At 35.1% G+C, this 20,305-nt stretch carries 21 protein-coding genes and 2 pseudogenes; 18 read left to right on the top strand and 5 right to left on the bottom strand.

Going from position 1 to position 20,305, the window contains the following annotated elements:
• The 13 genes and pseudogenes from ACLBWW_RS22640 to ACLBWW_RS22580 all read left to right on the top strand — a co-directional run.
• The coding region (locus ACLBWW_RS22640; protein ID WP_447614251.1) for a zinc ribbon domain-containing protein at positions 1 to 166 on the top strand (166 nt) is incomplete at its 5' end.
• A gap of 141 nt (positions 167 to 307) precedes the next feature.
• Positions 308 to 994 (top strand): annotated as a pseudogene (gene phnE / locus ACLBWW_RS22635) (phosphonate ABC transporter, permease protein PhnE); the annotation flags it as partial.
• A gap of 74 nt (positions 995 to 1,068) precedes the next feature.
• Complete coding sequence (locus ACLBWW_RS22630) at positions 1,069 to 1,551, top strand: hypothetical protein (protein ID WP_048544178.1); 483 nt, start codon at positions 1,069 to 1,071, stop codon at positions 1,549 to 1,551.
• Positions 1,552 to 1,774: 223 nt separating this feature from the next.
• Positions 1,775 to 3,775: a transketolase gene (gene tkt, locus ACLBWW_RS22625; RefSeq protein ID WP_048544176.1), complete on the top strand. Its 2,001-nt coding sequence runs from the start codon at positions 1,775 to 1,777 to the stop codon at positions 3,773 to 3,775.
• 156 nt (positions 3,776 to 3,931) lie between these two features.
• Entirely contained in the window at positions 3,932 to 4,372 is a 441-nt protein-coding gene (gene sirA, locus ACLBWW_RS22620; protein ID WP_000860645.1) for a sporulation inhibitor of replication protein SirA, read from the top strand.
• 78 nt (positions 4,373 to 4,450) lie between these two features.
• A complete protein-coding gene (locus ACLBWW_RS22615) occupies positions 4,451 to 4,672 on the top strand; it encodes a YneF family protein (protein WP_001123315.1) in 222 nt (73 codons plus the stop codon).
• A 123-nt stretch (positions 4,673 to 4,795) separates the two neighbouring features.
• Positions 4,796 to 6,547, top strand: coding sequence for an ABC transporter ATP-binding protein (locus tag ACLBWW_RS22610; RefSeq protein ID WP_048544175.1), 1,752 nt, complete (start codon positions 4,796 to 4,798; stop codon positions 6,545 to 6,547).
• Complete coding sequence (locus tag ACLBWW_RS22605; RefSeq protein WP_048544173.1) at positions 6,547 to 8,310, top strand: ABC transporter ATP-binding protein; 1,764 nt, start codon at positions 6,547 to 6,549, stop codon at positions 8,308 to 8,310. Before ACLBWW_RS22610 ends, ACLBWW_RS22605 begins: the two co-directional genes overlap by 1 nt.
• 132 nt (positions 8,311 to 8,442) lie before the next feature.
• Positions 8,443 to 9,489, top strand: coding sequence for a GH25 family lysozyme (locus ACLBWW_RS22600; RefSeq protein ID WP_048544171.1), 1,047 nt, complete (start codon positions 8,443 to 8,445; stop codon positions 9,487 to 9,489).
• Positions 9,490 to 9,629: 140 nt separating this feature from the next.
• A complete protein-coding gene (locus tag ACLBWW_RS22595; RefSeq protein ID WP_142333980.1) occupies positions 9,630 to 10,649 on the top strand; it encodes an NERD domain-containing protein in 1,020 nt (339 codons plus the stop codon).
• A gap of 23 nt (positions 10,650 to 10,672) precedes the next feature.
• Positions 10,673 to 11,221, top strand: coding sequence for a hypothetical protein (locus ACLBWW_RS22590; protein ID WP_048544162.1), 549 nt, complete (start codon positions 10,673 to 10,675; stop codon positions 11,219 to 11,221).
• A gap of 239 nt (positions 11,222 to 11,460) precedes the next feature.
• On the top strand, positions 11,461 to 11,607 hold the full coding sequence (locus tag ACLBWW_RS22585; protein WP_000644411.1) for a BC1881 family protein: 147 nt from the start codon (positions 11,461 to 11,463) through the stop codon (positions 11,605 to 11,607).
• A 98-nt stretch (positions 11,608 to 11,705) separates the two neighbouring features.
• On the top strand, positions 11,706 to 12,461 hold the full coding sequence (locus tag ACLBWW_RS22580; RefSeq protein WP_048544160.1) for a sulfite exporter TauE/SafE family protein: 756 nt from the start codon (positions 11,706 to 11,708) through the stop codon (positions 12,459 to 12,461).
• 361 nt (positions 12,462 to 12,822) lie between these two features.
• On the opposite strand, the gene ACLBWW_RS22575 is transcribed toward ACLBWW_RS22580, so the two are convergent.
• Complete coding sequence (locus ACLBWW_RS22575) at positions 12,823 to 13,029, bottom strand: DUF3903 domain-containing protein (RefSeq protein ID WP_000624203.1); 207 nt, start codon at positions 13,027 to 13,029, stop codon at positions 12,823 to 12,825.
• A gap of 141 nt (positions 13,030 to 13,170) precedes the next feature.
• Between ACLBWW_RS22575 and ACLBWW_RS22570 the strand changes: the two genes are divergently transcribed.
• Positions 13,171 to 13,584 (top strand): NUDIX hydrolase, encoded by a 414-nt coding sequence (locus ACLBWW_RS22570; RefSeq protein ID WP_000442959.1) that lies wholly within the window; start codon positions 13,171 to 13,173, stop codon positions 13,582 to 13,584.
• A gap of 12 nt (positions 13,585 to 13,596) precedes the next feature.
• Here the strand turns inward: ACLBWW_RS22570 and ACLBWW_RS22565 are convergent, their stop codons facing one another.
• Both ACLBWW_RS22565 and ACLBWW_RS22560 read right to left on the bottom strand, forming a co-directional pair.
• Positions 13,597 to 14,274, bottom strand: a complete 678-nt coding sequence (locus ACLBWW_RS22565; RefSeq protein ID WP_048544158.1) for an LrgB family protein — start codon at positions 14,272 to 14,274, stop codon at positions 13,597 to 13,599.
• Positions 14,271 to 14,636 (bottom strand): CidA/LrgA family holin-like protein, encoded by a 366-nt coding sequence (locus ACLBWW_RS22560; protein WP_098048202.1) that lies wholly within the window; start codon positions 14,634 to 14,636, stop codon positions 14,271 to 14,273. Before ACLBWW_RS22560 ends, ACLBWW_RS22565 begins: the two co-directional genes overlap by 4 nt.
• A gap of 152 nt (positions 14,637 to 14,788) precedes the next feature.
• On the opposite strand from ACLBWW_RS22560, the gene alsR reads away from it, so the two are divergent.
• A complete protein-coding gene (gene alsR / locus ACLBWW_RS22555; RefSeq protein ID WP_000423221.1) occupies positions 14,789 to 15,694 on the top strand; it encodes an acetoin biosynthesis transcriptional regulator AlsR in 906 nt (301 codons plus the stop codon).
• Between the two features lie 63 nt (positions 15,695 to 15,757).
• Here alsR and ACLBWW_RS22550 read toward each other — a convergent pair.
• A pseudogene (locus ACLBWW_RS22550) lies at positions 15,758 to 16,357 on the bottom strand (histidine kinase).
• Positions 16,358 to 16,531: 174 nt separating this feature from the next.
• Here ACLBWW_RS22550 and ACLBWW_RS22545 point away from each other — a divergent pair.
• The 3 genes from ACLBWW_RS22545 (at position 16,532) to ACLBWW_RS22535 (ending at position 19,037) form a co-directional block, all read left to right on the top strand.
• Positions 16,532 to 17,098 carry a hypothetical protein gene (locus ACLBWW_RS22545; RefSeq protein WP_048544156.1) on the top strand — a complete coding sequence of 189 codons (567 nt, stop codon included), beginning with the start codon at positions 16,532 to 16,534 and terminating at the stop codon, positions 17,096 to 17,098.
• A gap of 90 nt (positions 17,099 to 17,188) precedes the next feature.
• On the top strand, positions 17,189 to 18,100 hold the full coding sequence (locus tag ACLBWW_RS22540) for an ABC transporter ATP-binding protein (protein WP_048544154.1): 912 nt from the start codon (positions 17,189 to 17,191) through the stop codon (positions 18,098 to 18,100).
• A complete protein-coding gene (locus tag ACLBWW_RS22535) occupies positions 18,093 to 19,037 on the top strand; it encodes an ABC transporter permease (protein ID WP_048544152.1) in 945 nt (314 codons plus the stop codon). The genes ACLBWW_RS22540 and ACLBWW_RS22535 overlap by 8 nt, the downstream gene beginning before the upstream one ends.
• Before the next feature lie 39 nt (positions 19,038 to 19,076).
• Here ACLBWW_RS22535 and ACLBWW_RS22530 read toward each other — a convergent pair whose 3' ends face one another.
• Positions 19,077 to 20,222, bottom strand: a complete 1,146-nt coding sequence (locus ACLBWW_RS22530) for a M20 peptidase aminoacylase family protein (RefSeq protein ID WP_048544151.1) — start codon at positions 20,220 to 20,222, stop codon at positions 19,077 to 19,079.
• Positions 20,223 to 20,305 lie beyond the last annotated feature (83 nt).

The raw sequence follows: 20,305 nt of genomic DNA, 5'->3' as shown, positions 1-20,305 counted from the left end.
CGCCTCAAGCAAGATTTGCTCATGTTGCGGAGTAAAATACGACCATTCAGTTCAACCAGAAGGACAGTGGAGTTTAAAAATACGTGAGTGGTGTTGTGCTTCATGCAATAGCCATCTCGATAGGGATGTAAATGCTGCGATAAATTTATCAAGATGGGTAAAATAAATGCTTGATAATAGGAGGTAACGATACTGCCTCGTGTGGAGTGTTATACACCTCGTCCCTTTGGGGCTGCGAGAACACTTTGAAGCACTAACTTGTGTGAATTTTATTGAATTGTATAGATTTAGTTAAGTTTATCGTATCGGAATAAAGGATACGGCAGGAGAAATTACAAAAGCAATTATGACAGGTGTATTGAATCCAGATTGGTCGTATGTATCTTTGCCAGATGGTGAAGATTTATTACATGGCTTAATTGATACGTTGGCAATTGCGATATTAGGTACATTTATTTCTGCCTTTTTATCTGTTCCATTCGCTTTTTTGGCGGCAACGAATATGAGCAGTGGAAAATTAACTTCAGGAACTGGGAAGTTTGTACTTAGTTTTGTTCGTACATTTCCGGAATTAGTTATGGCACTTTTATTTATAAAAGCCGTTGGGCCAGGCTCGTTTGCTGGAGTTCTAGCTCTAGGATTACACTCTATTGGCATGTTAGGGAAATTATATTCAGAAGGAATTGAAAATATAGATAAGGGACCGACGGAGGCGTTAATAGCAACAGGCGCAAATCGCTTTCAAATACTTTGGTATGCAGTACTGCCACAAGTATTACCGGATTTTCTATCGTATACGTTATACAGGTTCGAAATTAATGTACGATCCGCTGCCATTTTAGGTGTTATTGGAGCAGGTGGGATTGGGACACCGTTAATTTTTGCACTGAGTTCACGCAATTGGTCTCGTGTGGGAATTATTTTATTAGGCATCATTTTAATGGTCATTATCATTGACTTTATTTCAAGTTCGATACGGAAGAAAATTGTATAATTTATTTTAAGCACCTATAAAAGGTGCTTTTTTATATAATAAGAATAATAAATGTGAGCAATAGGGGGGATAATTTGGCTTTACAGCACGAGTTTGTATTTGTTTCGAATGAAAAAAAGGGGTTGGATTTTATAGGTATAGATTGGATTGAACTTTGTTTTCTATATAAAGAAGAGGCAACGATAGATGAGTGTGTTGTATTAAGTGATGAGCTCATCGTATATCTATTAGATTTTACCCATTGGATTCCGACCTATTATCCAGCGAAAAGAGCAGAAGGATTTGGAATTCACTATTATGGTATTACGAAAATAGAACAGCAAGGGGCAGTGATAGCAGAACAGTTATTTTGTTCGCTAGTTAACATGTTTTCTCTAGCGCCAGAAACAATCGAACTGACAGGGCAGTTTCAATGGGAAAATGATAATAATACTGATGGAGAATATGAAAGATACGTATTTGATCGAGATAAATTATGCCAAGATTTAAATTATTTTATTCGTTTGCTTTGCAGAGTGAAAAATGGGGAAGGATATATTTTGCATTATGGAATTTGAAAATGATGAATAAATATACAGATAATTCTCTTTCTTTTTAAAATAAAAACAATGAAAAAGTATGTCATATTGAATACCCATACATTACCGAAATCATTGGTTTTTTTATGAAAAACCAAAAAAATATCAACATATTTGTCGATACATGTTGTATAATCTTGCGTGGGAAGCTATCATATAAATGTATAAAACGTTTACTAATATAAGCGAAGGGAAGAATAGCATGTCACATTCAATCGAACAACTTTCTATCAACACGATTCGCACATTATCCATCGATGCGATTGAAAAAGCAAACTCTGGTCACCCAGGAATGCCAATGGGTGCAGCACCAATGGCTTATACATTATGGACTCAATTTATGAAACACAATCCAAATAACCCAACGTGGTTTAACCGTGATCGTTTCGTATTATCTGCAGGTCATGGTTCAATGTTACTATACAGCCTACTTCACCTATCTGGTTATGATGTAACAATGGATGACTTAAAGAACTTCCGCCAATGGGGAAGCAAAACTCCAGGACATCCTGAGTACGGTCATACAGCAGGTGTAGACGCAACTACTGGTCCACTTGGACAAGGTATTGCAACTGCTGTAGGTATGGCAATGGCTGAAAGACATTTAGCAGCTAAATATAACCGTGATGCGTATAATGTAGTAGATCATCATACATACGCTATTTGTGGTGATGGAGATTTAATGGAAGGCGTTTCTGCTGAAGCATCTTCATTAGCTGCTCATTTACAATTAGGTCGTCTTGTTGTGCTTTACGATTCAAATGATATTTCATTAGATGGCGATTTAAATCGTTCATTCTCTGAAAGTGTAGAAGATCGTTACAAAGCATACGGATGGCAAGTAATCCGTGTTGAGGATGGAAACGATATTGAAGCTATCGCGAAGGCAATTGAAGAAGCGAAAGCTGACGAAAAACGCCCAACGCTAATTGAAGTAAGAACGACAATTGGTTTCGGTTCTCCAAACAAATCAGGAAAATCAGCTTCACATGGTTCTCCACTTGGTGTAGACGAAACAAAATTAACGAAAGAAGCATATGCTTGGACTGCTGAGCAAGACTTCCATGTAGCAGAAGAAGTATATGACAACTTCCGTAAAACTGTACAAGATGTTGGTGAAACTGCGCAAGCAGCGTGGAACACTATGCTAGGTGAATATGCACAAGCATACCCAGAATTAGCAAACGAATTACAAGCGGCAATGAATGGTCTTCTTCCAGAAGGTTGGGAGCAAAACTTACCAACTTATGAATTAGGATCAAAAGCAGCAACTCGTAATTCTTCAGGTGCTGTAATTAATGCAATTGCAGAGTCTGTACCATCATTCTTTGGTGGATCTGCTGACCTTGCTGGTTCTAACAAAACATACATGAATAACGAAAAAGACTTTACAAGAGATGATTACAGCGGAAAAAACATTTGGTACGGTGTACGTGAGTTCGCAATGGGTGCAGCAATGAACGGTATTGCACTACATGGCGGTTTAAAAACTTACGGTGGTACGTTCTTCGTATTCTCTGACTACTTACGTCCAGCAATTCGTCTTGCAGCATTAATGCAATTGCCAGTAACGTATGTATTCACACACGACAGTATCGCTGTTGGTGAAGATGGTCCAACACATGAACCAATCGAGCAATTAGCAGCGCTACGTGCTATGCCAAATGTATCTGTTATTCGTCCAGCTGATGGTAACGAATCTGTTGCAGCTTGGAGACTAGCTCTAGAATCTACAAACAAACCAACTGCTTTAGTATTAACTCGTCAAGACCTTCCAACATTAGAAGGTGCAAAAGACGATACGTATGAAAAAGTAGCAAAAGGTGCATATGTAGTTTCTGCAAGCAAGAAAGAAACAGCTGATGTAATCTTACTTGCATCTGGATCTGAAGTAAGTCTAGCTGTTGAAGCGCAAAAAGCGTTAGCAGTAGACGGCGTTGATGCAGCTGTTGTCAGCATGCCATCTATGGATCGCTTTGAAGCTCAAACAGCTGAGTACAAAGAATCTGTATTACCAAAAGCAGTAACAAAACGTTTCGCAATCGAAATGGGTGCTACATTCGGATGGCACCGTTACGTAGGTCTTGACGGAGATGTGTTAGGTATCGATACATTCGGTGCTTCTGCTCCTGGTGAGAAGATTATGGAAGAATATGGATTTACTGTAGAGAACGTTGTTCGTAAAGTAAAAGAAATGCTTTAATGATTTTAGAAAAATCTCTCCGGCATGGAGAGATTTTTCTATGTAAATGAGTTTTTTCGACAGAAAAAGTTTTTTATCTCTCCGCAGTCAGACAATCATTGCAAAATTTCTTCTATATAATGAAGGGAAAAGGTTGTCCAGATTGGGAGGCGAAAGATGAAAACGTATGAATTGTATTTAATTCAAGAGGATATTGCGAAAGCTTACTTTGGTCGTGAATATTTGTTTTTTGATTTATTTGCTAGATTTTCAGAATCTGGGTCCCTTTCGGAGAAAAAAGTGTTATATAAACAAATGATGTATATAACGATGCCATTACAAGTAATGAAAATTCACCATAAATTAGAACAAGCTTTGCGCGTTCTTGGTAAATATGATCGAACACATCATACACATACACTTTATACAGGAGCGGAATACGGCGAAATAATGGTGAAACCGCACTATATTCGCATGAATACCTCTGGAAACGTTTCTATGGAAACGACTTTCTTTGAGGTGTTAAGAAAGTGTGAATTAACATTTTTAGCTATGGATTATGAAAATACAAAGTACGGATGGCTGAATCCTCTAAAACAAGTACGAACATATGTGTAAAAAATGTCGAATTGTATCTTGTCTTATTGAAAAGGTTTTAGTACACTGTAAGGTAGACAACATGAAGGAGGAAAATATATGCCAATTTGGTTAGGTATTCTAGTGGGCGTAGTAGCACTAGTAGCAGGCGTGGCGTTAGGATTTTTCATTGCCCGCAAATACATGATGAACTACTTAGAAAAAAATCCACCAATTAATGAACAAATGTTAAAAATGATGATGATGCAAATGGGACAAAAACCTTCCCAAAAGAAAATCAATCAAATGATGAGCGCGATGAATAAGCAACAAACGAAATAAGCGCTAAAAGACACTCGTTAAGAGTGTCTTTTCTTTTTGTTAGTTATGTAGTTTAAAACTTTTAAAAATTCAGTGTTTTTGGTAAACTGAAAACATCGCTCATTTTAAGGGAGGAGGATAAAAATGAAGGTATTTATTAATTTAGCGTGGTTTTTTAAACAAGAAAAACGAGCGTACATAATCGGAATTATTATGTTATTTGGTGTCGCGCTTCTTGAACTTGTAGCTCCGAAAGTACTAGGTATTGTAGTAGATGAAATTAATAATGGAACATTAACATCTGAAAAATTGTTGAAGTGGGTTATTCTGTTAGTAGTTGTAGGGATTACTATGTACATATTACGTTATTTATGGCGTATTATGATTTTTGGATCTTCGTTAAAACTAGCCCGTCAATTACGAAAGAATTTATATGAACATTTTACAAGGATGAGCCCATCTTTCTATCAATCACGTCGTACGGGTGATTTGATGGCGCATGCGACTAATGATATTCAGGCGATTCAACAAACTGCTGGATCGGGCGTTTTAACACTTGTTGATTCATTAGCGGTTGGGGGATGTGTACTCGTAGCGATGGGTTTTACAATTAGTTGGAAGTTAACATTGTTAAGCTTAATTCCAATGCCGATTGTAGCGATTTCGACAAATTATTATGGAACGTTATTACATAAAAGGTTTCATAAAGCGCAGCAATCGTTTTCAGAAATCAATGATAAAGTGCAAGAGAGTATGAGTGGGATGAAGGTAATTCGATCACTTGGACAAGAGAAAGAAGATTTACAAGCATTTCGAAAAAAATCAGAAGATGTTGTACATAAAAATATGTTAGTCGCACGTATTGATTCGTTGTTTGATCCAACAATCTCTCTTATCGTTGGATTTTCTTTTTTAATTGCAGTGTGTTACGGGTCAGTATTAGTTGTGAGGGGTGAATTAACTGTAGGTGATCTCGTTACATTTACAACGTATTTAGGTACCCTCGTTTGGCCAATGTTAGCCTTTGGATGGTTGTTTAATATTATGGAGCGTGGGCGTGCTTCGTATGACCGGGTAGAAAAAATTCTCTCGCAAAAATCAGATGTAGTAAATAGAGAAGATGCTGTACATAAAGTAGCAAGCGGTGATGTTACATTTGCGGTCGATTCATTTTCATATAAGAAAAATGAACTGTTACAGCTAATAGATGTTCACTTTGATTTGAAGAAGGGTGAGACACTAGGCGTTGTCGGACGTACAGGAGCAGGGAAAACGACTTTATTAAAATGTTTAATCCGTGAGTATGATCATTTTAGTGGTGAATTAAAAGTTGGGGAGCGGGATATTCGCGATGTAACACTTTACGGTGTCCGTTCTGCCATTTCATACGTGCCGCAAGATCATTTTTTATTTTCAGCGAGTATTGGGGAGAATATTGCCTTCGGAAAGGCGGATGCTACATATAATGAAATAACCCGCGCTGCAGAGATTGCTTGTATTCATAATGACATCCTCCAATTTTCAGAAGGGTATGAAACGGTAGTAGGAGAAAGAGGCGTTTCGTTATCTGGAGGTCAAAAACAGAGAATCTCTATTGCACGTGCTTTATTAACGAATGCGGAAATTTTAATTTTAGATGATTGTTTATCAGCGGTAGATGCAAAAACAGAAGAAACGATTTTAAATGCATTAAAGAGGGAAAGAGCAGGAAAAACAACGATTATTACTGCTCATCGTTTAAGTGCAATTCAACATGCCAATCTTATACTTGTTGTGGATGAAGGCAGAATTGTGCAACGAGGTACACATGAACAATTAATGAAAGAAAACGGTTGGTATAAAGAAATGTACGAGAGCCAGCAGTTAGAAGCATTAGTCGAGAAAGGAGGCGTATGATGACCGGGAAGAAGCGGAGTGATTTAAGTAGATTACTTTCTTATATGAAGCCATATAAAAGGTTACTATCTTTAGCATTTATCTTTTTAGTTGGTGCAACTGTAACTGAAATGATGGGTCCTTTTTTAATTAAACAATTTCTTGATGAACATTTAGTACCACGTAACTTTGATCAATCAGCACTTGTTACTCTATTTGTAGTGTATCTTATTGCTCACTTATTAAAAGTATTATTTACTTATTTAGACTTATTGTATTTTCAAAATATCGCTTTTAAAATTGTTCAAGATATGCGTGTTGAAGTATATAATCATGTTCAAAAGTTGTCATTAAGTTTCTTTGATCGTACGCCGATTGGTACGCTTGTATCGCGCATAACAAATGATACGGAAGCAATTAAAGATTTTTATGTCAGTGTATTATCCACATTTGTCAAAAATGTAGTCTTTTTAATAGGTATTTTAGTAGCAATGTTTTTATTAAATGTAAAACTAGCTCTATTTTCTCTCGTATTAATTCCGATAATGTTTGCAATTATGGTGCTATATCGCCGGAAGAGTGCAGCCTTTTATTTAGAAGTACGTAATCAATTAAGCGTGTTAAATGCAAAGTTGAATGAGTCCATTCAAGGAATGAATATTGTTCAAGTGTTCAGGCAAGAAAAGCGTATGAGAAAAGAGTTTGAAGAAGTGAATAATAAACATTATAGTGCAGGGCGACGGACGTTAAAGTTAGACGCGTTACTTTTACGTCCAGCAACTGATTTAGTTCATATTGTGGCTATTGCGTTAGTACTTGGTTTATTTGGAATTGATGCTTTGAAGAGTCCTGTTGAAGTAGGTGTCTTATATGCGTTTGTTAACTATATACATCGTTTCTTCCAGCCTGTAAATGAGATGATGATGAAATTATCATTTTTCCAACAGGCACTTGTTTCATCATCACGTGTATTTCATTTAATGGATGAGAAAGATTTAGCTCCAGTTCAAAAAGGGGATGGAAATCCTCAAGTTGTTAATGGAGAAATTGAATTTAAAAATGTTACTTTTTCGTATGATGGAAAACGTGATGTTTTAAAAAATGTATCTTTCCACGTGAAACAAGGGCAAACAGTTGCTTTCGTTGGGCACACTGGTAGCGGAAAAAGTACTATTATGAATTTGTTAATGCGATTTTATAATATTAAGTCCGGAAATATTGTAATAGATGGTGTAGATTTAGAGAAATTTGAAGAAAGAGAAATTAGAAAGAAAATAGGACTCGTATTGCAAGATGCATTTTTATTTGCGGGAAATGTAAAACAAAATATTCGTATGTACAATGAAGAAATTACGGATGAAGAAGTAAAAGAAGCGGCACAATTTGTGCAAGCGAATACGTTTATTGAAAAATTACCAGAGCAGTATGAAACGGAAGTAGTAGAAAGAGGAGCTGCATTTTCTAGTGGTCAACGACAATTAATTGCTTTTGCTAGAACGATAGCAACGAATCCGAAAGTATTAGTATTAGATGAAGCAACAGCTAATATTGATACAGAAACAGAAGATGCGATCCAAACAGCATTACAGCAAATGCGAAAAGGGAGAACGACTATAGCAATTGCACACAGATTATCTACAATTCAAGATGCAGATCAAATCTTTGTTATGCATGATGGAGAAATAGTAGAAAGAGGAACACATCAAGAATTACTGAGTGAGCAAGGGTTGTATTATAATATGTATTTACTACAAAATAAAGGAAGTTTACAAAAGGCCTTGTAATTATAAGGCCTTTTTACTTTGCTTATAAAATATGTTTGCTCTCAATATCTATAGTATAAACGTCGTGACCTTTTATTAAAGTTGTACATATTGTATGTATACGAAATGAAAAAAATTGATAGGAGCTTTTATATGCAAGGTAGATCTAGTTCAAATATTACGTTTATCGATGTGTCTCATTGGGAAGGAAACATTGATTGGAATGCAGTGAAGGGATCGGGTATTTCAGCGGCGTATGCAAAAGCGACAGAAGGTGTAAACTACATTGATCCTACTTTTACTAAGAATGTACAAGCAGCACGAAATGCGAATGTATTAATTGGTGCATACCATTTTGCACGCCCAGAACAAAATGATGCAATTTCAGAGGCGAAATATTTTGTGAGTATATTACAAAATAACCAGACAGACTTAATGCCAGTTCTGGATTTAGAATCACCAACAGATCCGAGCAACAGTAATTTAACTGGTAACGCTATATCGAATTGGGCAAGAAACTTCATAAATTATGTGAAACAGGCTACTGGAAAAGATGTAATGTTATATACAGGAGTTTGGTATATTAATGAGTTCGGAATTAGCGGATTAAGTGATATACCGCTTTGGATTGCTAAATACTCGAGTACACCGCCTGCTGATGCTGGTGGATGGACAGCGTGGACAGCGTGGCAGTACACAGATTCTGGACAAATTTCAGGCGTAGGAAATTGTGATGTATCAGCTGCAGTTTCATTAGAAGCTTTAAAAGGGAATGGAGCAAGTGGTGGAGGTAATGTTTCCCCGCCTAATAATGCAACTCCAGTGTATGGGGTTGCTATAATTAATGGAGATAATGTGAATTTGAGAAGTGGACCATCTTTGCAGTCTAGTGTAATTCGCCAATTGAATCGTGGCGAAACATATGAAGTTTGGGGAGAACAAGATGGATGGCTTTGTTTAGGGACAAATCAGTGGGTATATAATGATCCGAGTTATATTCAGTATAAACATTATGTGGCGACTATTACTGGTGATAATGTAAATTTGCGTGATGCTCCATCATTAAATGGAAATGTTATAAGACAGTTACATCATGGTGAATCGTATCGAGTATGGAGTAAGCAAGATGGATGGCTTTGCTTAGGGACAAATCAATGGATATACTACGATCCAAGTTATATTCAGTATGGTGTACAATAGAGTGAAAATAAAAGGTGCCCCGTCAGAGGTGCCTTTTATTAAAAATATACAACTTTTACAAAGTCTATATCGAAACCATAGTATACTATAGTAGATATATTTATAAAAAATAATCGAAAATGAAATAAAGGGGTAAAAATATGAATTATGTGCTAATAGGTGCGGTTTTAATATTATTAGCTGTAGTATTTGTGCTGTTTTATAAAAATAAACAGTTAGAATCAGAGAGTCAGCAAGTAGAATTTGAAAAGAAACAAGCGATTGAAACGTATAAAAATGAAATTGCAGCTACGGTGATAGAGCATAAAGAACAACAAAATAATTTAAAAAATATGGAACAGAAAAAATACAATGATTTACAAGTAAGTGCAAATAGAGAAATTGAAAATATGCGTATGATGAAAAATCAATTAGCTGTGCAGCATAGTAAAGAACGTAGTGAAATGCAAAATAAACATAATAACGAAATACATATGTTTCAAAAATTAATTGCAAATCTACGAGAATATACTAAAAACGGCGCTGAAATGAATACGTACGAAACATTACATTATATGAAACGAGGATTCATAGAGCAAGGCATCATATTAGATGCTGAAATTCAAATCATGCCGAATGTTTTTATTAAAAATAATAGTGAAATAAACGATAATCGAATCCATCATCTCATCTTGTGCAAAACTGGTATTTATCTACTTGAGACGAAAGAATGGGAAGAGAAATTAATTCATGGCTTAACGAAAGAAAATGCTGGTATATATACATTTATGATTGATGAAATGGGTAAGTATCAACAAGATGTTGAAAAAGAAGAGACATTTGAATATATAGTAGGTAAAGATTCGTCAACTATACAAGTGAAAAATGAAGGGAATCCAGTATATAGGGCGAAGAAACTATCTCAAATTTTATACAGTGGTTTGAAAGAAATGCAGGCTAATAGTATAAAAGAAAAGGTAAAACCAGTTGTATATTTTTATAATAAAAATGGAAAAGCAATAGTAGACCTTTCTAGTGAGGAAACACCTAGATTAAAAGATCGGGAGCAAATTGTAACGTTCTTTAGAAATGAAATATTAGCAGGGAAAGTAGTATATACAGTGCAAGAATTAGAACAGATTCAAGAAATGATTAGCCGGATGAATTATATAGTGAGTTAAAAGGGGAGATCTTTCTGAACGATATGCTGCGTGGCATTGTGTATGTCTATTTTTGTTTGTATATAGTAATGTACATTGTATTTATATTCGTCATTGATATGGTCCATATACCCTTAAGTGTAAGGAGCATTTTTGTAGTATTCATACCATTTGTTTTATTAGTCATGATTCAAAGGGCTATTTTATATGTTTCTAAAAATCGTAATGAAGAAAAGAAGCAAATGTTGGGGGGATTAATAGTAGCACTTATACCATTAATAGTGTGCACTGTACAACTAAGTGTAAATGAATATACATTAAAGTTTAATCAAAATAGATGGTTAAATCATGCAGATAAACGGGTACATATGGTAGATGATCTATTACAAAAATATAAATTAATAGGGAAATCAAATGAAGAAATTACACAATTGTTAGGAGCTCCAACGGAAACGAGAAGTGGGGAAGAAGGAGTTATCACTTTGTATTATCTTGGGACTGAACGTGGCTTTATTCCAATAGATAGCGAACAGCTTGTTTTACAATTTGATAGAGATGGTAAAGTCATGGAATATACGGTGCATAAAGATTAAAGAAACGTGGAGGGAAGCTATATGTTATAGCTTCTTTTTTATTTTTCAATATGTCACGGAAGGGGGAGAAGGTTTTTGAGTGGAATAAGGAATGAAAGCGGAGGTGATGCATATATATAGATGCATTGGGTGATTATTCGCCCGATTGCTGAGGGTTAATAATTAATAAGTACGGACAAAAAAACCACTGATGAAAGTTTCACTTTATCATATTGTATAAATGAAAAGGGGGTAAGACGGTGAAAGCAATCCCGACTGATGTCCTGAGTAAAGAATTGATGGAAAGAGAAGGAGTTATATCTATTACAGTAAAGGAATTTGAAAAGATAGAAGTAGCTGGAGTAGTAGTCGCTGGTCCAGCGGTTATTTTGATTAATCAAGATTAAGTACATATCATTGAAATAAAAAGCATCCGTTTAGGATGCTTTTTATTTGTATGTAAGGATAAATATGATGGATAATTGTGTTACTGGAGGGAAAGTCTGTGGCAATTATTATAACAATGTTAGTAATGGGTATTTTATTAGGATTTGTTGGAGCTGGAGGAGCTGGGTTTATTATCGCGATACTCACTTTAGTATTCCATATTCCTATTCATGTTGCTCTTGCAACATCTTTAACTGCAATGGCGTTTACGACATTATCAGGTGTTGTCAGTCATTACCGTGAAGGCAATGTTGCACTTATTATAGGCGGGATTGTTGGGGGATTTGGCGCAATTGGCTCTTATATTGGTTCTAAATTTGGTTCACTTATACCAGCACATCTTCTTCATTGGTTTACAGCTGGGATGTTATTTTTATCGGCAATTTTTATGTTTATTAAATTAATTATGTTCCAAAACAAAGAACAGTCATCTTTATATAAGCATAAAGAGTTTTCCATGAACTACTTGTTGAAATGTGTATGCCTTGGATTAGTTACTGGAATGATGGCTGGTTCATTTGGGATTGGTTCTGCACCGTTTATTCAACTTGGATTAATGGTTCTATTGGGACTAACGATTCAGCAATCTGTAGGGACAACGATGCTTGTTATATTACCGATTGCAATTGGAGGCGGGCTAGGATATAGTTCGGAAGGATATTTAGATTATATATTGTTATTGCAAGTATTAATTGGGACCATGTTAGGGGCATATATTGGCGCGAAGTTTACAAATTATGCACCGCGAATGCTTTTGAGGTTTTCGATGATTATGACACCGGTTTTAGCTGGATGTATGCTATTGATGGAATAAAGTGAAATTATAATAAGTAGGGGGTTACTGCTTACAAATAGCGGGATAAAATTAATATAGCAAACTATTAATATATTTTACGAATGAATTATGTAAGTAATTCATATTTCCCATATAAAAGGATTTACTTTAATATAATGAGTGTAAAGTTCGAGTATTCGAAGTACTACTTGAATTATATCCCTATCCCTTTTCTAAAAATGCGAACAAGTTTTGCCCTATTCTATTCAATAATTAATTGCATAGAAATATATTGTTCGATGACCATTATGGAACGTACATAATGGGAAAATCCCGATCCTTAAAGAGGATGCCCCTAATCTTCATGAGAAAATATGATCGGATAAGAAAGCTGACCAATTTATGGTCGGCTTTCTTTTTGTTCAAAAGTTATTTCTTCTTTAATTTCTGTTTGCAATAATAAAGCTTTTCCGAAACGACGTTTACATTCCGCACGCACTTTTTCAATGGCTAGTAGCTGAGTAGTGGCGGGAACTGTTACGATAGCTTGGCGTGGTTTTCGATTTTCTTCACAAAAGACACATTCCACAACATATTTAGAAATCATATTTTCATCCTTCCGTTTTTAATTTCTAAGAAGGGATTGTCTATGAAGTTAATGTGATTTTTCGTCATTAGTTTACTTTTTTCCTCTTTTTTCAAGGAGAAAATGATAAAGAAGGTGAATTTTTGTAGGGGAGGGATGTATATGGAAAGATGGATAGGTTGTGCAGCAGTATGTATAAATGAAAAAAATGAAGTTTTAATGGTGTTGCAAGGGCAAAAGGGTGAAGAAAAAAGATGGTCTGTTCCAAGTGGAGGGCTTGAAAAGGGAGAGACACTAGAAGAATGTTGTATTCGAGAAGTTTGGGAAGAAACAGGTTACAATGTGGAAGTTGTAAATAAAATATACGAAAAAGAGGGTATTACATACGGGGTTCCTGTATACGTTCATTATTATGTCGTTAAAAAAATAGGCGGTAGTATGAAAATCCAAGATCCTGATGAGTTAATACATGAAATTGCTTGGAAGAGGATAGATGAAATGAAGGAATTAACGCTATCTTTCCCGGAGGATTATGAGGTTTTAAATAAATATATAAATAAAAAAGCGAGTGTTTAAACACTTGCTTTTTCAATGTATCCACGACAAGAAAAGCGGAACGATAACTAAACTAGCTCCTGCTGTTAAAAGCATAGATAAACTTGCAATGGTTCCTTCTACAGGGCCGATTTCGAATGCTTTTGATGTACCGGTTCCATTTGCGCTCGTGCCTAACATAATGCCTTTTGCGAGCGCTGTTTTAATACGACATATACGTATGAGAGAAGGACCGAGCAATGCTCCTGTTAGCGCAGTTAAAACAACAAATACGGCTGTTAATTGTGACATTCCACCAATCATTTCTGAAATGGCCATTGCAATTGGTGTCGTTACAATATGAGGTGCTAAACTATGTTCTAACGATGAATCGATTTGAAAATAATTTGCTAGTAGTGCAGAAGTAATAACTGATAAAAACGAACCGACAATGACATTAAGTAAGATAGCCATTCCATGTTTCTTGAGTAAATCAAAGTATTTATAGATTGGCCATGCAAAAGCGACTGTTGCAGGCTTTAATAATTCTGTTAACCATTGACCACCTGTTTCATATGTTTCATAAGGCGTGTCTAATCCGAGTAGTAAAGTAATTAATATAATAGGACAAACGAGAAGAGGAGAAAGTAAGCTCCAATTCCAGCGTTGATACATTTTCTTCGATATCCAATATGTGAATAGTGTTAATAATAAACAAAGAAAGCCGATCATTGCACGGATCCTTTCCGCTTTAGTAGCAATTCTGTTAGGAGTCCTGTAGCGAGAGTGACACAAAGTGTACTAATCATAATAATTAAAATGAGATCGATTCCATATTGTGATAGTGTATCTTTGTAGCGTATGACAGCGACTGCAGAAGGAATGAAAAATAAAATAAGTTCTTTTAATAAAAAGTCTGCTCCGTCCTGTACCCACTCTTTTTTCACTAGGTTAAATTTTAATGAAATTAACAATAAAAAAATACCGAGTATACTTCCTGGAACTGGGAGGTGTGCCTGTTTTGCAATCCATTCACCTGTCCAAGCGAAACAAAATAATAATAAAATTTGTCCGCTTAATTTCCACCATTTCATACAGTACCCACCTCTTTCTTTTTTTACATAAAAATTGTAAAAAAGAATTAACAATTTCTACTATACGTTCATTCGAAAAATTTGTCTAATATATAAATTATATGTTATTAATATATTAGATATATTAATTGAAAGTGAAAAGGGTGTCCAAAATGGAATTACGGCATTTGCAATATTTTGTTGTAGTGGCAGAGGAGTTACACTTTGGACGAGCAGCTGCTCGTTTACAAATGACACAACCACCGCTTAGTCAACAAATTCAGCAATTAGAAAAAGAAATGGGAGTTATGTTATTTTCAAGAACGAAGAGAAAAGTTGAATTAACAGAAGCTGGAGAAATGTTTTTAAAAGAAGTAAAAAAAGCGTTCGAACAAATTGATAAAGCAGTAGAAGTTGCACAAAGTGCCCAAAGGGGAGAAGTGGGATCACTTTCAATTGGTTTTGTAGGTGCGGCGATATATGATATTTTACCATCTATCGTAAGGGAGTATAGAAAGAAATTTCCGAGAGTGTCTGTTGCATTACATGAACTGTCAACACCGGATCAGGTGCATGCACTTCACGATAACCGTATTGATATTGGCTTTTTGCGTCCGCCAATTCCAACGCAATTACTAGAGTTAGAACCAATTCAAAAGCTTTCTTGTACGTTATGTTTACCGAAGGCACATCCACTTGCTGAAAAGGATGAAATACATATTGAAGATTTAAGAGACGAACCGTTCGTATTTATTACGAGACCGGTATGGCCAGCGTTATACGATACAATTTTATCACTTTGCCGCGACGTAGGATTTAGTCCACACATTGTACAAGAAGCAACGGAATATCAAACAGTTATGGGACTTGTAGCGGCAGGAATCGGAATTACGGTAATACCTGTATCGGCGAATAAATTGTATAAAACCGAAGTCGTATATAAAGAGTTATGTGATTCTAATTTTGTTGCAGAAATGTCAGTAGCGTACAAAAAAATGAATACTAATCCGGAACTTTTAGAGTTTTTGAAAATTGCAAGAGAGAAGAAAAGAATAGAAGTTGAGGATGAGATTAATTAATTTGTTAAAAAGTACACCTCGTTAAACACTAAAGCGGAAATGCAATATAATTGCATTTCCGCTTTAGTGTTCTTTTTTTAGTTCTATACTAAAGAGATAAACATGTTCGTTTTCTTGTAATAGTTGGTCAATAGCAGTTTTTTCCTCAAGCATTGGAATTCTTACGGTTTCTTTATTCGTTTTTATTATAGCCGCTAAAGTCGTCTTTTGATTGTATGTTAAGTTTATAGCAGATTGAATAGTAGTAGAGGCAGAGCTATTTATGATTGGAGGTGCTTCTTCAGGAGCGAGCATGGAACTACCTTCAATATTAACATACTAATGTTTTTGCACTTGTACATCTTTATCGAGTTGGGATTGAGGTGGTAAAAAAGAAAGCTTTACTTTCTTTTTTTGAAAATGGGAGGTAGCTATATTCGCAATTACGTTTGTTTTTTTACCATTTTGATAATAATCAATTGTAGCATGTATTTCATCTTTTTCATTTTTTAGGGTAACGTTATAAAACATGCTGTCTCCTTCTTGAAAAGGAGTCATTTGTAAAATAGAAGATTGCTCTTCTGTTAATTTGTATGGCTCAACAATGGTGATCTCATTGTTTTTAAGTGAGCTACAACTTGTGAGAAATAATAAAAATAAGATTGATAGTAATTTTATGCGCATGCAACCCCCTCCTTTTTACAATTATATTCTGAATATGATTTATTTACCATTTTATTTTCTAGGACTAAAGACTTAGAAAAAATTCAGATTGTAGTGCGATGTTTAAAATGTCATATTTTTATACACTAGTAGTATAGAATGAGTATGGTATGAAGTAAGGTAGGGGAAGAACATATGTCTTTATGTCAGTTAGTGAGAAAAAATATAAGAACATTTGCTGCCAAAAGGATGAAGCAATTTATGTGGATTGCTATGAGTACTATGGTTTTGTTTTTTATGATATCGCTCCAATTTAATAAAGGGGCTATTGGGGAATTAGGGACTACACTTTTATTTCAAATGTGTTTTTACACGCTGTTTCTTATATTCATTGTTATATGTATTTTTACTACATATAAAATAACGTTTTCTCTTCTGCAAGTGAGGAAAGAGGAAATTAAATCTTATGTAGCAGAGAATAGGAATGTACTATGTGTATTATGTCAGGAGCAATTATTCATTTATGGCGCAGCGTTTGTTTTTGGATTAGTGAATGGGATGTTATTTTTGAAATTATTTACGATTATCTTTATGAAAATAGTAGGAATACAAGGGATAAATAGTGCACCAATTACAATATATGCAATAGTAGTTGTTAGTATAATTATGGTTGTTATCGTCCTATTATCGATGGTGCAATGTTTTCGATTTATTCAAAGTTTACAAGATGAAAATTCGTTTCATTTCAAGAAAAAGGCATGAGAAATCATGCCTTTTTCTATTTTACACAGAAAAATAATCATGTTACAGTGTAAAGACCTGACAAAGAATGGGAAGGAAAGGTTGTATAGAATGACAAATGAACAATCAATTGTAAAAGTTGAGCGGTTAACGAAGCGAATCGGTTCAAAGACACTTGTAGAAAATATTAGTTTCGAAGTTAAAAAGGGTGAAGTAGTTGGCTTGCTCGGACCAAATGGTGCTGGGAAAACGACTTTAATGAGAATGATGGTTGGTATGATCCGTATGACAGAAGGTGAAGTATGGATTGATGGTCAATCTGTGAAACAGCAATTTGAAAAAACCGCTGCGAAAATTGGAGCGGTAATTGAGACACCTGAATTTTATCCTTTTTTGAGCGGCTATGAAAATTTAACATATTTCGGACGAATGAATGGTAATGTGACCGAAGAACGTATCGATGAAGTAGTGAAATTGTTAGGAATGGGACAAGTAATTGACCGAAAAGTAAAAGCATATTCACTCGGCATGAGACAACGTTTAGGAATTGCTCAAGCGCTTATTCACGATCCAGATGTATTAATATTAGATGAACCAACGAATGGATTAGATCCTAGTGGAATACATGAAATGAGAATGTACATAAAGAAAATTGCACATGAACAAGGAAAAGCGGTACTTGTATCTAGTCACTTACTTTCAGAAGTTGAATTAATGTGTGATAGAGTTATCATTATTCAGCATGGAGAATATGTGGCGACGCAAAATATTCAGCATAATCAAAGAGAAGAGATGGAGACAATCCGTATACGTGTAGATGATGCGAATAAAGCAGCAGAAATGTTAGACCAAGATGTTTTAATAAAAGGTAATGATCTACTTATTACTGTAAAAGATGAAGAAATCCCAAATGTTATTCGTACATTGCTTGAGAAAAATATTCAAGTGTATCGTGTATATGAAGAAAGAAAAACGTTAGAAGAGCAATTTTTAGAATTAACAGGGGGAAAAGATATTGTTTAATTTAGTGTATAACGAACTGTATAAAATATTTAAGCGAAAGCGAACGATTATTCCCTTTGCAGTTATTGCAGTATTAATAATTGGATTAGGGTGGGTTACGGTAAAGTATTTAGAACCGGAAACAAAAGGATGGAAAGCCGATTATACAGAACGAACTGTAGAAATAGAGAAAAAACTAGGTATGAAAAAAGAAGCTATATTAGCAGAACGATCTGGGGACGAGCTTGTAAAGGAATATCAGCTTAAGATGAAGCATTTAGATACAGATACAGCACCGGCAAGCAGTTCTCCGCTTTCTTTCATGAGAGATACAGGTTTTATCGTATTTCCAATATTGCTCCCATTTATCCTCGTGTATGCAAGTACAATTTTTGCGAATGAATATAGCTGGGGAACATATAAATTTTTAACGATACGACCAGCGAGTCGATTTAAAATTTTGACAGCTAAATTTTTAGCAATTGTGATATTTGCAGCGTTATTGTTTATATTTAATATGATCTTCTCCACTTTATGTGGACTTGTTATTTATAAATTCCAACAGCCTGCATGGAGCGAGCTTATTTTCCAAGATGGAAATATTATAAAACAAAATATTTTTGTGGAAGCTAGTAAGTATTATATTTTATCGTGGTTGCCGACGATTGTGTACGCAGCGTTTGCATTTATGATTTCTGTATTAACAAGATCTAGTGGAGGCGCGATTGGTATTTCACTATTTCTTGCTTTATCAGGAAATATTGCATTATTAGCATCGACTAGATATGATTGGGCGAAATATTTATTGCCAGCAAACACAGATTTATACAGTATTTCAAAGAATGGAAGTTTTATTGATGGAGTAACATTCCCATTTGCTTCATGTATGTTATTACTATATTTATTTGTATTTTTAAGCATTTCCTATACAGTATTTTTAAAACGCGATTTAACTTAAAAAAAGGAGCCGTTAAGTATTTCTTAACGGCTCCTTTTTTTATGCAAATTGTTTAAGTGCTTTTTCAGCTAACAAAGCGAAGTATTCTGCACTTATAGGTAATGCTTGCTCATCTACTGTAAAAGCTGGATGATGCCATTCATGTGTACCACTCGTTCCCATAAAAACGAATGAACCAGGTATTTCTTGTTGATAAAAAGAAAAATCTTCTCCGGCCATTGACGGGGTAGGAGAGATGATATTTAAATTCATTTTTTCAGCAACTTGAGAGGATAAGTTTGTTAAAGATGTATCGTTATGAACAGCAGGAGGACCTGCATAAAAACGAAATTCTGTTTTTACACCTAATGCATCAGAAACCCCTTGAATAATACGTTTCATTAGTGCAGGAATCTTTTCACGTGTTTCAGTTTGGAATGTACGTACAGTTCCTTCCAGCGTTGCTTTTTCAGGAATTACGTTCCACGTATTTCCTGAATGGATGTTTGTGACACTGACGACGGCATTATGTGAAGAGCTTATATTTCGGCTTACAATTGTTTGGAGTGCCATCACGATTTGAGAGGACGCGACAATAGGGTCTACCCCAGCATCAGGTACAGCTGCATGTGTACCAACTCCGTGAATTTTAATTTCAAATCGATCGACCCCGGCCATCAGTGGACCATCTTTAATACCGATTGTACCTACTGGTAAATCAGGTTTATTATGCATACCGAAAATAGCTTGCACGCCATGTAAATGCCCGGCTTCAATTACTTTGCGAGCACCATTGCTACTTTCTTCAGCTGGTTGGAATATAAAGCGTACAGTTCCGCTAAGAGAAGATTCTTTTTCTTTTAATAAATAAGCGGCACCTATAATAGCAGCTGTATGAAAATCATGCCCACAAGCATGCATTTTACCGGGAATTTTTGAAGCGTACGGTAAATGTGTTTCTTCTTGAATAGGAAGGGCATCAATATCAGCACGGATTGCTATAATTGGTCCGCTATTATTCCCTGAAATTTCAGCAATAACGCCTGTTTCTAAACTAGAATTTATAATCGTAATGTTTTTCTCTTCTAACCAATTTTTTATAGTCTTCGTCGTTTCAAATTCTTCGTATGATAATTCTGGATGCTCATGTAAATTTCGACGAATAGAAATTAGCATCTCAGTTAATTGCTCTAGATTTGCTGCCACGTATAATGCCTTCTTTCTTAATTAATGTATTTACATTAATTATACAATAAGAAAAGAGAGGATTCTCAAATGAAAATCCTCTC

It is taken from the genome of Bacillus sp. M5A3_1b (genome assembly GCF_053345335.1).
Note: the sequence above shows the minus strand (reverse complement) of the source record. Positions and strands in the feature narration are given on the sequence as shown.

Bases quoted from the DNA above. Each gene is read 5' to 3' on its own strand.
- tkt (WP_048544176.1), top strand. From the start codon at position 1,775: ATGTCACATTCAATCGAACAACTTTCTATCAACACGATTCGCACATTA.
- sirA (WP_000860645.1), top strand. From the start codon at position 3,932: ATGAAAACGTATGAATTGTATTTAATTCAAGAGGATATTGCGAAAGCT.
- ACLBWW_RS22615 (WP_001123315.1), top strand. From the start codon at position 4,451: ATGCCAATTTGGTTAGGTATTCTAGTGGGCGTAGTAGCACTAGTAGCA.
- ACLBWW_RS22610 (WP_048544175.1), top strand. From the start codon at position 4,796: ATGAAGGTATTTATTAATTTAGCGTGGTTTTTTAAACAAGAAAAACGA.
- ACLBWW_RS22605 (WP_048544173.1), top strand. From the start codon at position 6,547: ATGACCGGGAAGAAGCGGAGTGATTTAAGTAGATTACTTTCTTATATG.
- ACLBWW_RS22600 (WP_048544171.1), top strand. From the start codon at position 8,443: ATGCAAGGTAGATCTAGTTCAAATATTACGTTTATCGATGTGTCTCAT.
- ACLBWW_RS22595 (WP_142333980.1), top strand. From the start codon at position 9,630: ATGAATTATGTGCTAATAGGTGCGGTTTTAATATTATTAGCTGTAGTA.
- ACLBWW_RS22590 (WP_048544162.1), top strand. From the start codon at position 10,673: ATGCTGCGTGGCATTGTGTATGTCTATTTTTGTTTGTATATAGTAATG.
- ACLBWW_RS22575 (WP_000624203.1), bottom strand. From the start codon at position 13,029: ATGATTTCTAAATATGTTGTGGAATGTGTCTTTTGTGAAGAAAATCGA.
- ACLBWW_RS22570 (WP_000442959.1), top strand. From the start codon at position 13,171: ATGGAAAGATGGATAGGTTGTGCAGCAGTATGTATAAATGAAAAAAAT.
- ACLBWW_RS22565 (WP_048544158.1), bottom strand. From the start codon at position 14,274: ATGATCGGCTTTCTTTGTTTATTATTAACACTATTCACATATTGGATA.
- ACLBWW_RS22560 (WP_098048202.1), bottom strand. From the start codon at position 14,636: ATGAAATGGTGGAAATTAAGCGGACAAATTTTATTATTATTTTGTTTC.
- alsR (WP_000423221.1), top strand. From the start codon at position 14,789: ATGGAATTACGGCATTTGCAATATTTTGTTGTAGTGGCAGAGGAGTTA.
- ACLBWW_RS22545 (WP_048544156.1), top strand. From the start codon at position 16,532: ATGTCTTTATGTCAGTTAGTGAGAAAAAATATAAGAACATTTGCTGCC.
- ACLBWW_RS22540 (WP_048544154.1), top strand. From the start codon at position 17,189: ATGACAAATGAACAATCAATTGTAAAAGTTGAGCGGTTAACGAAGCGA.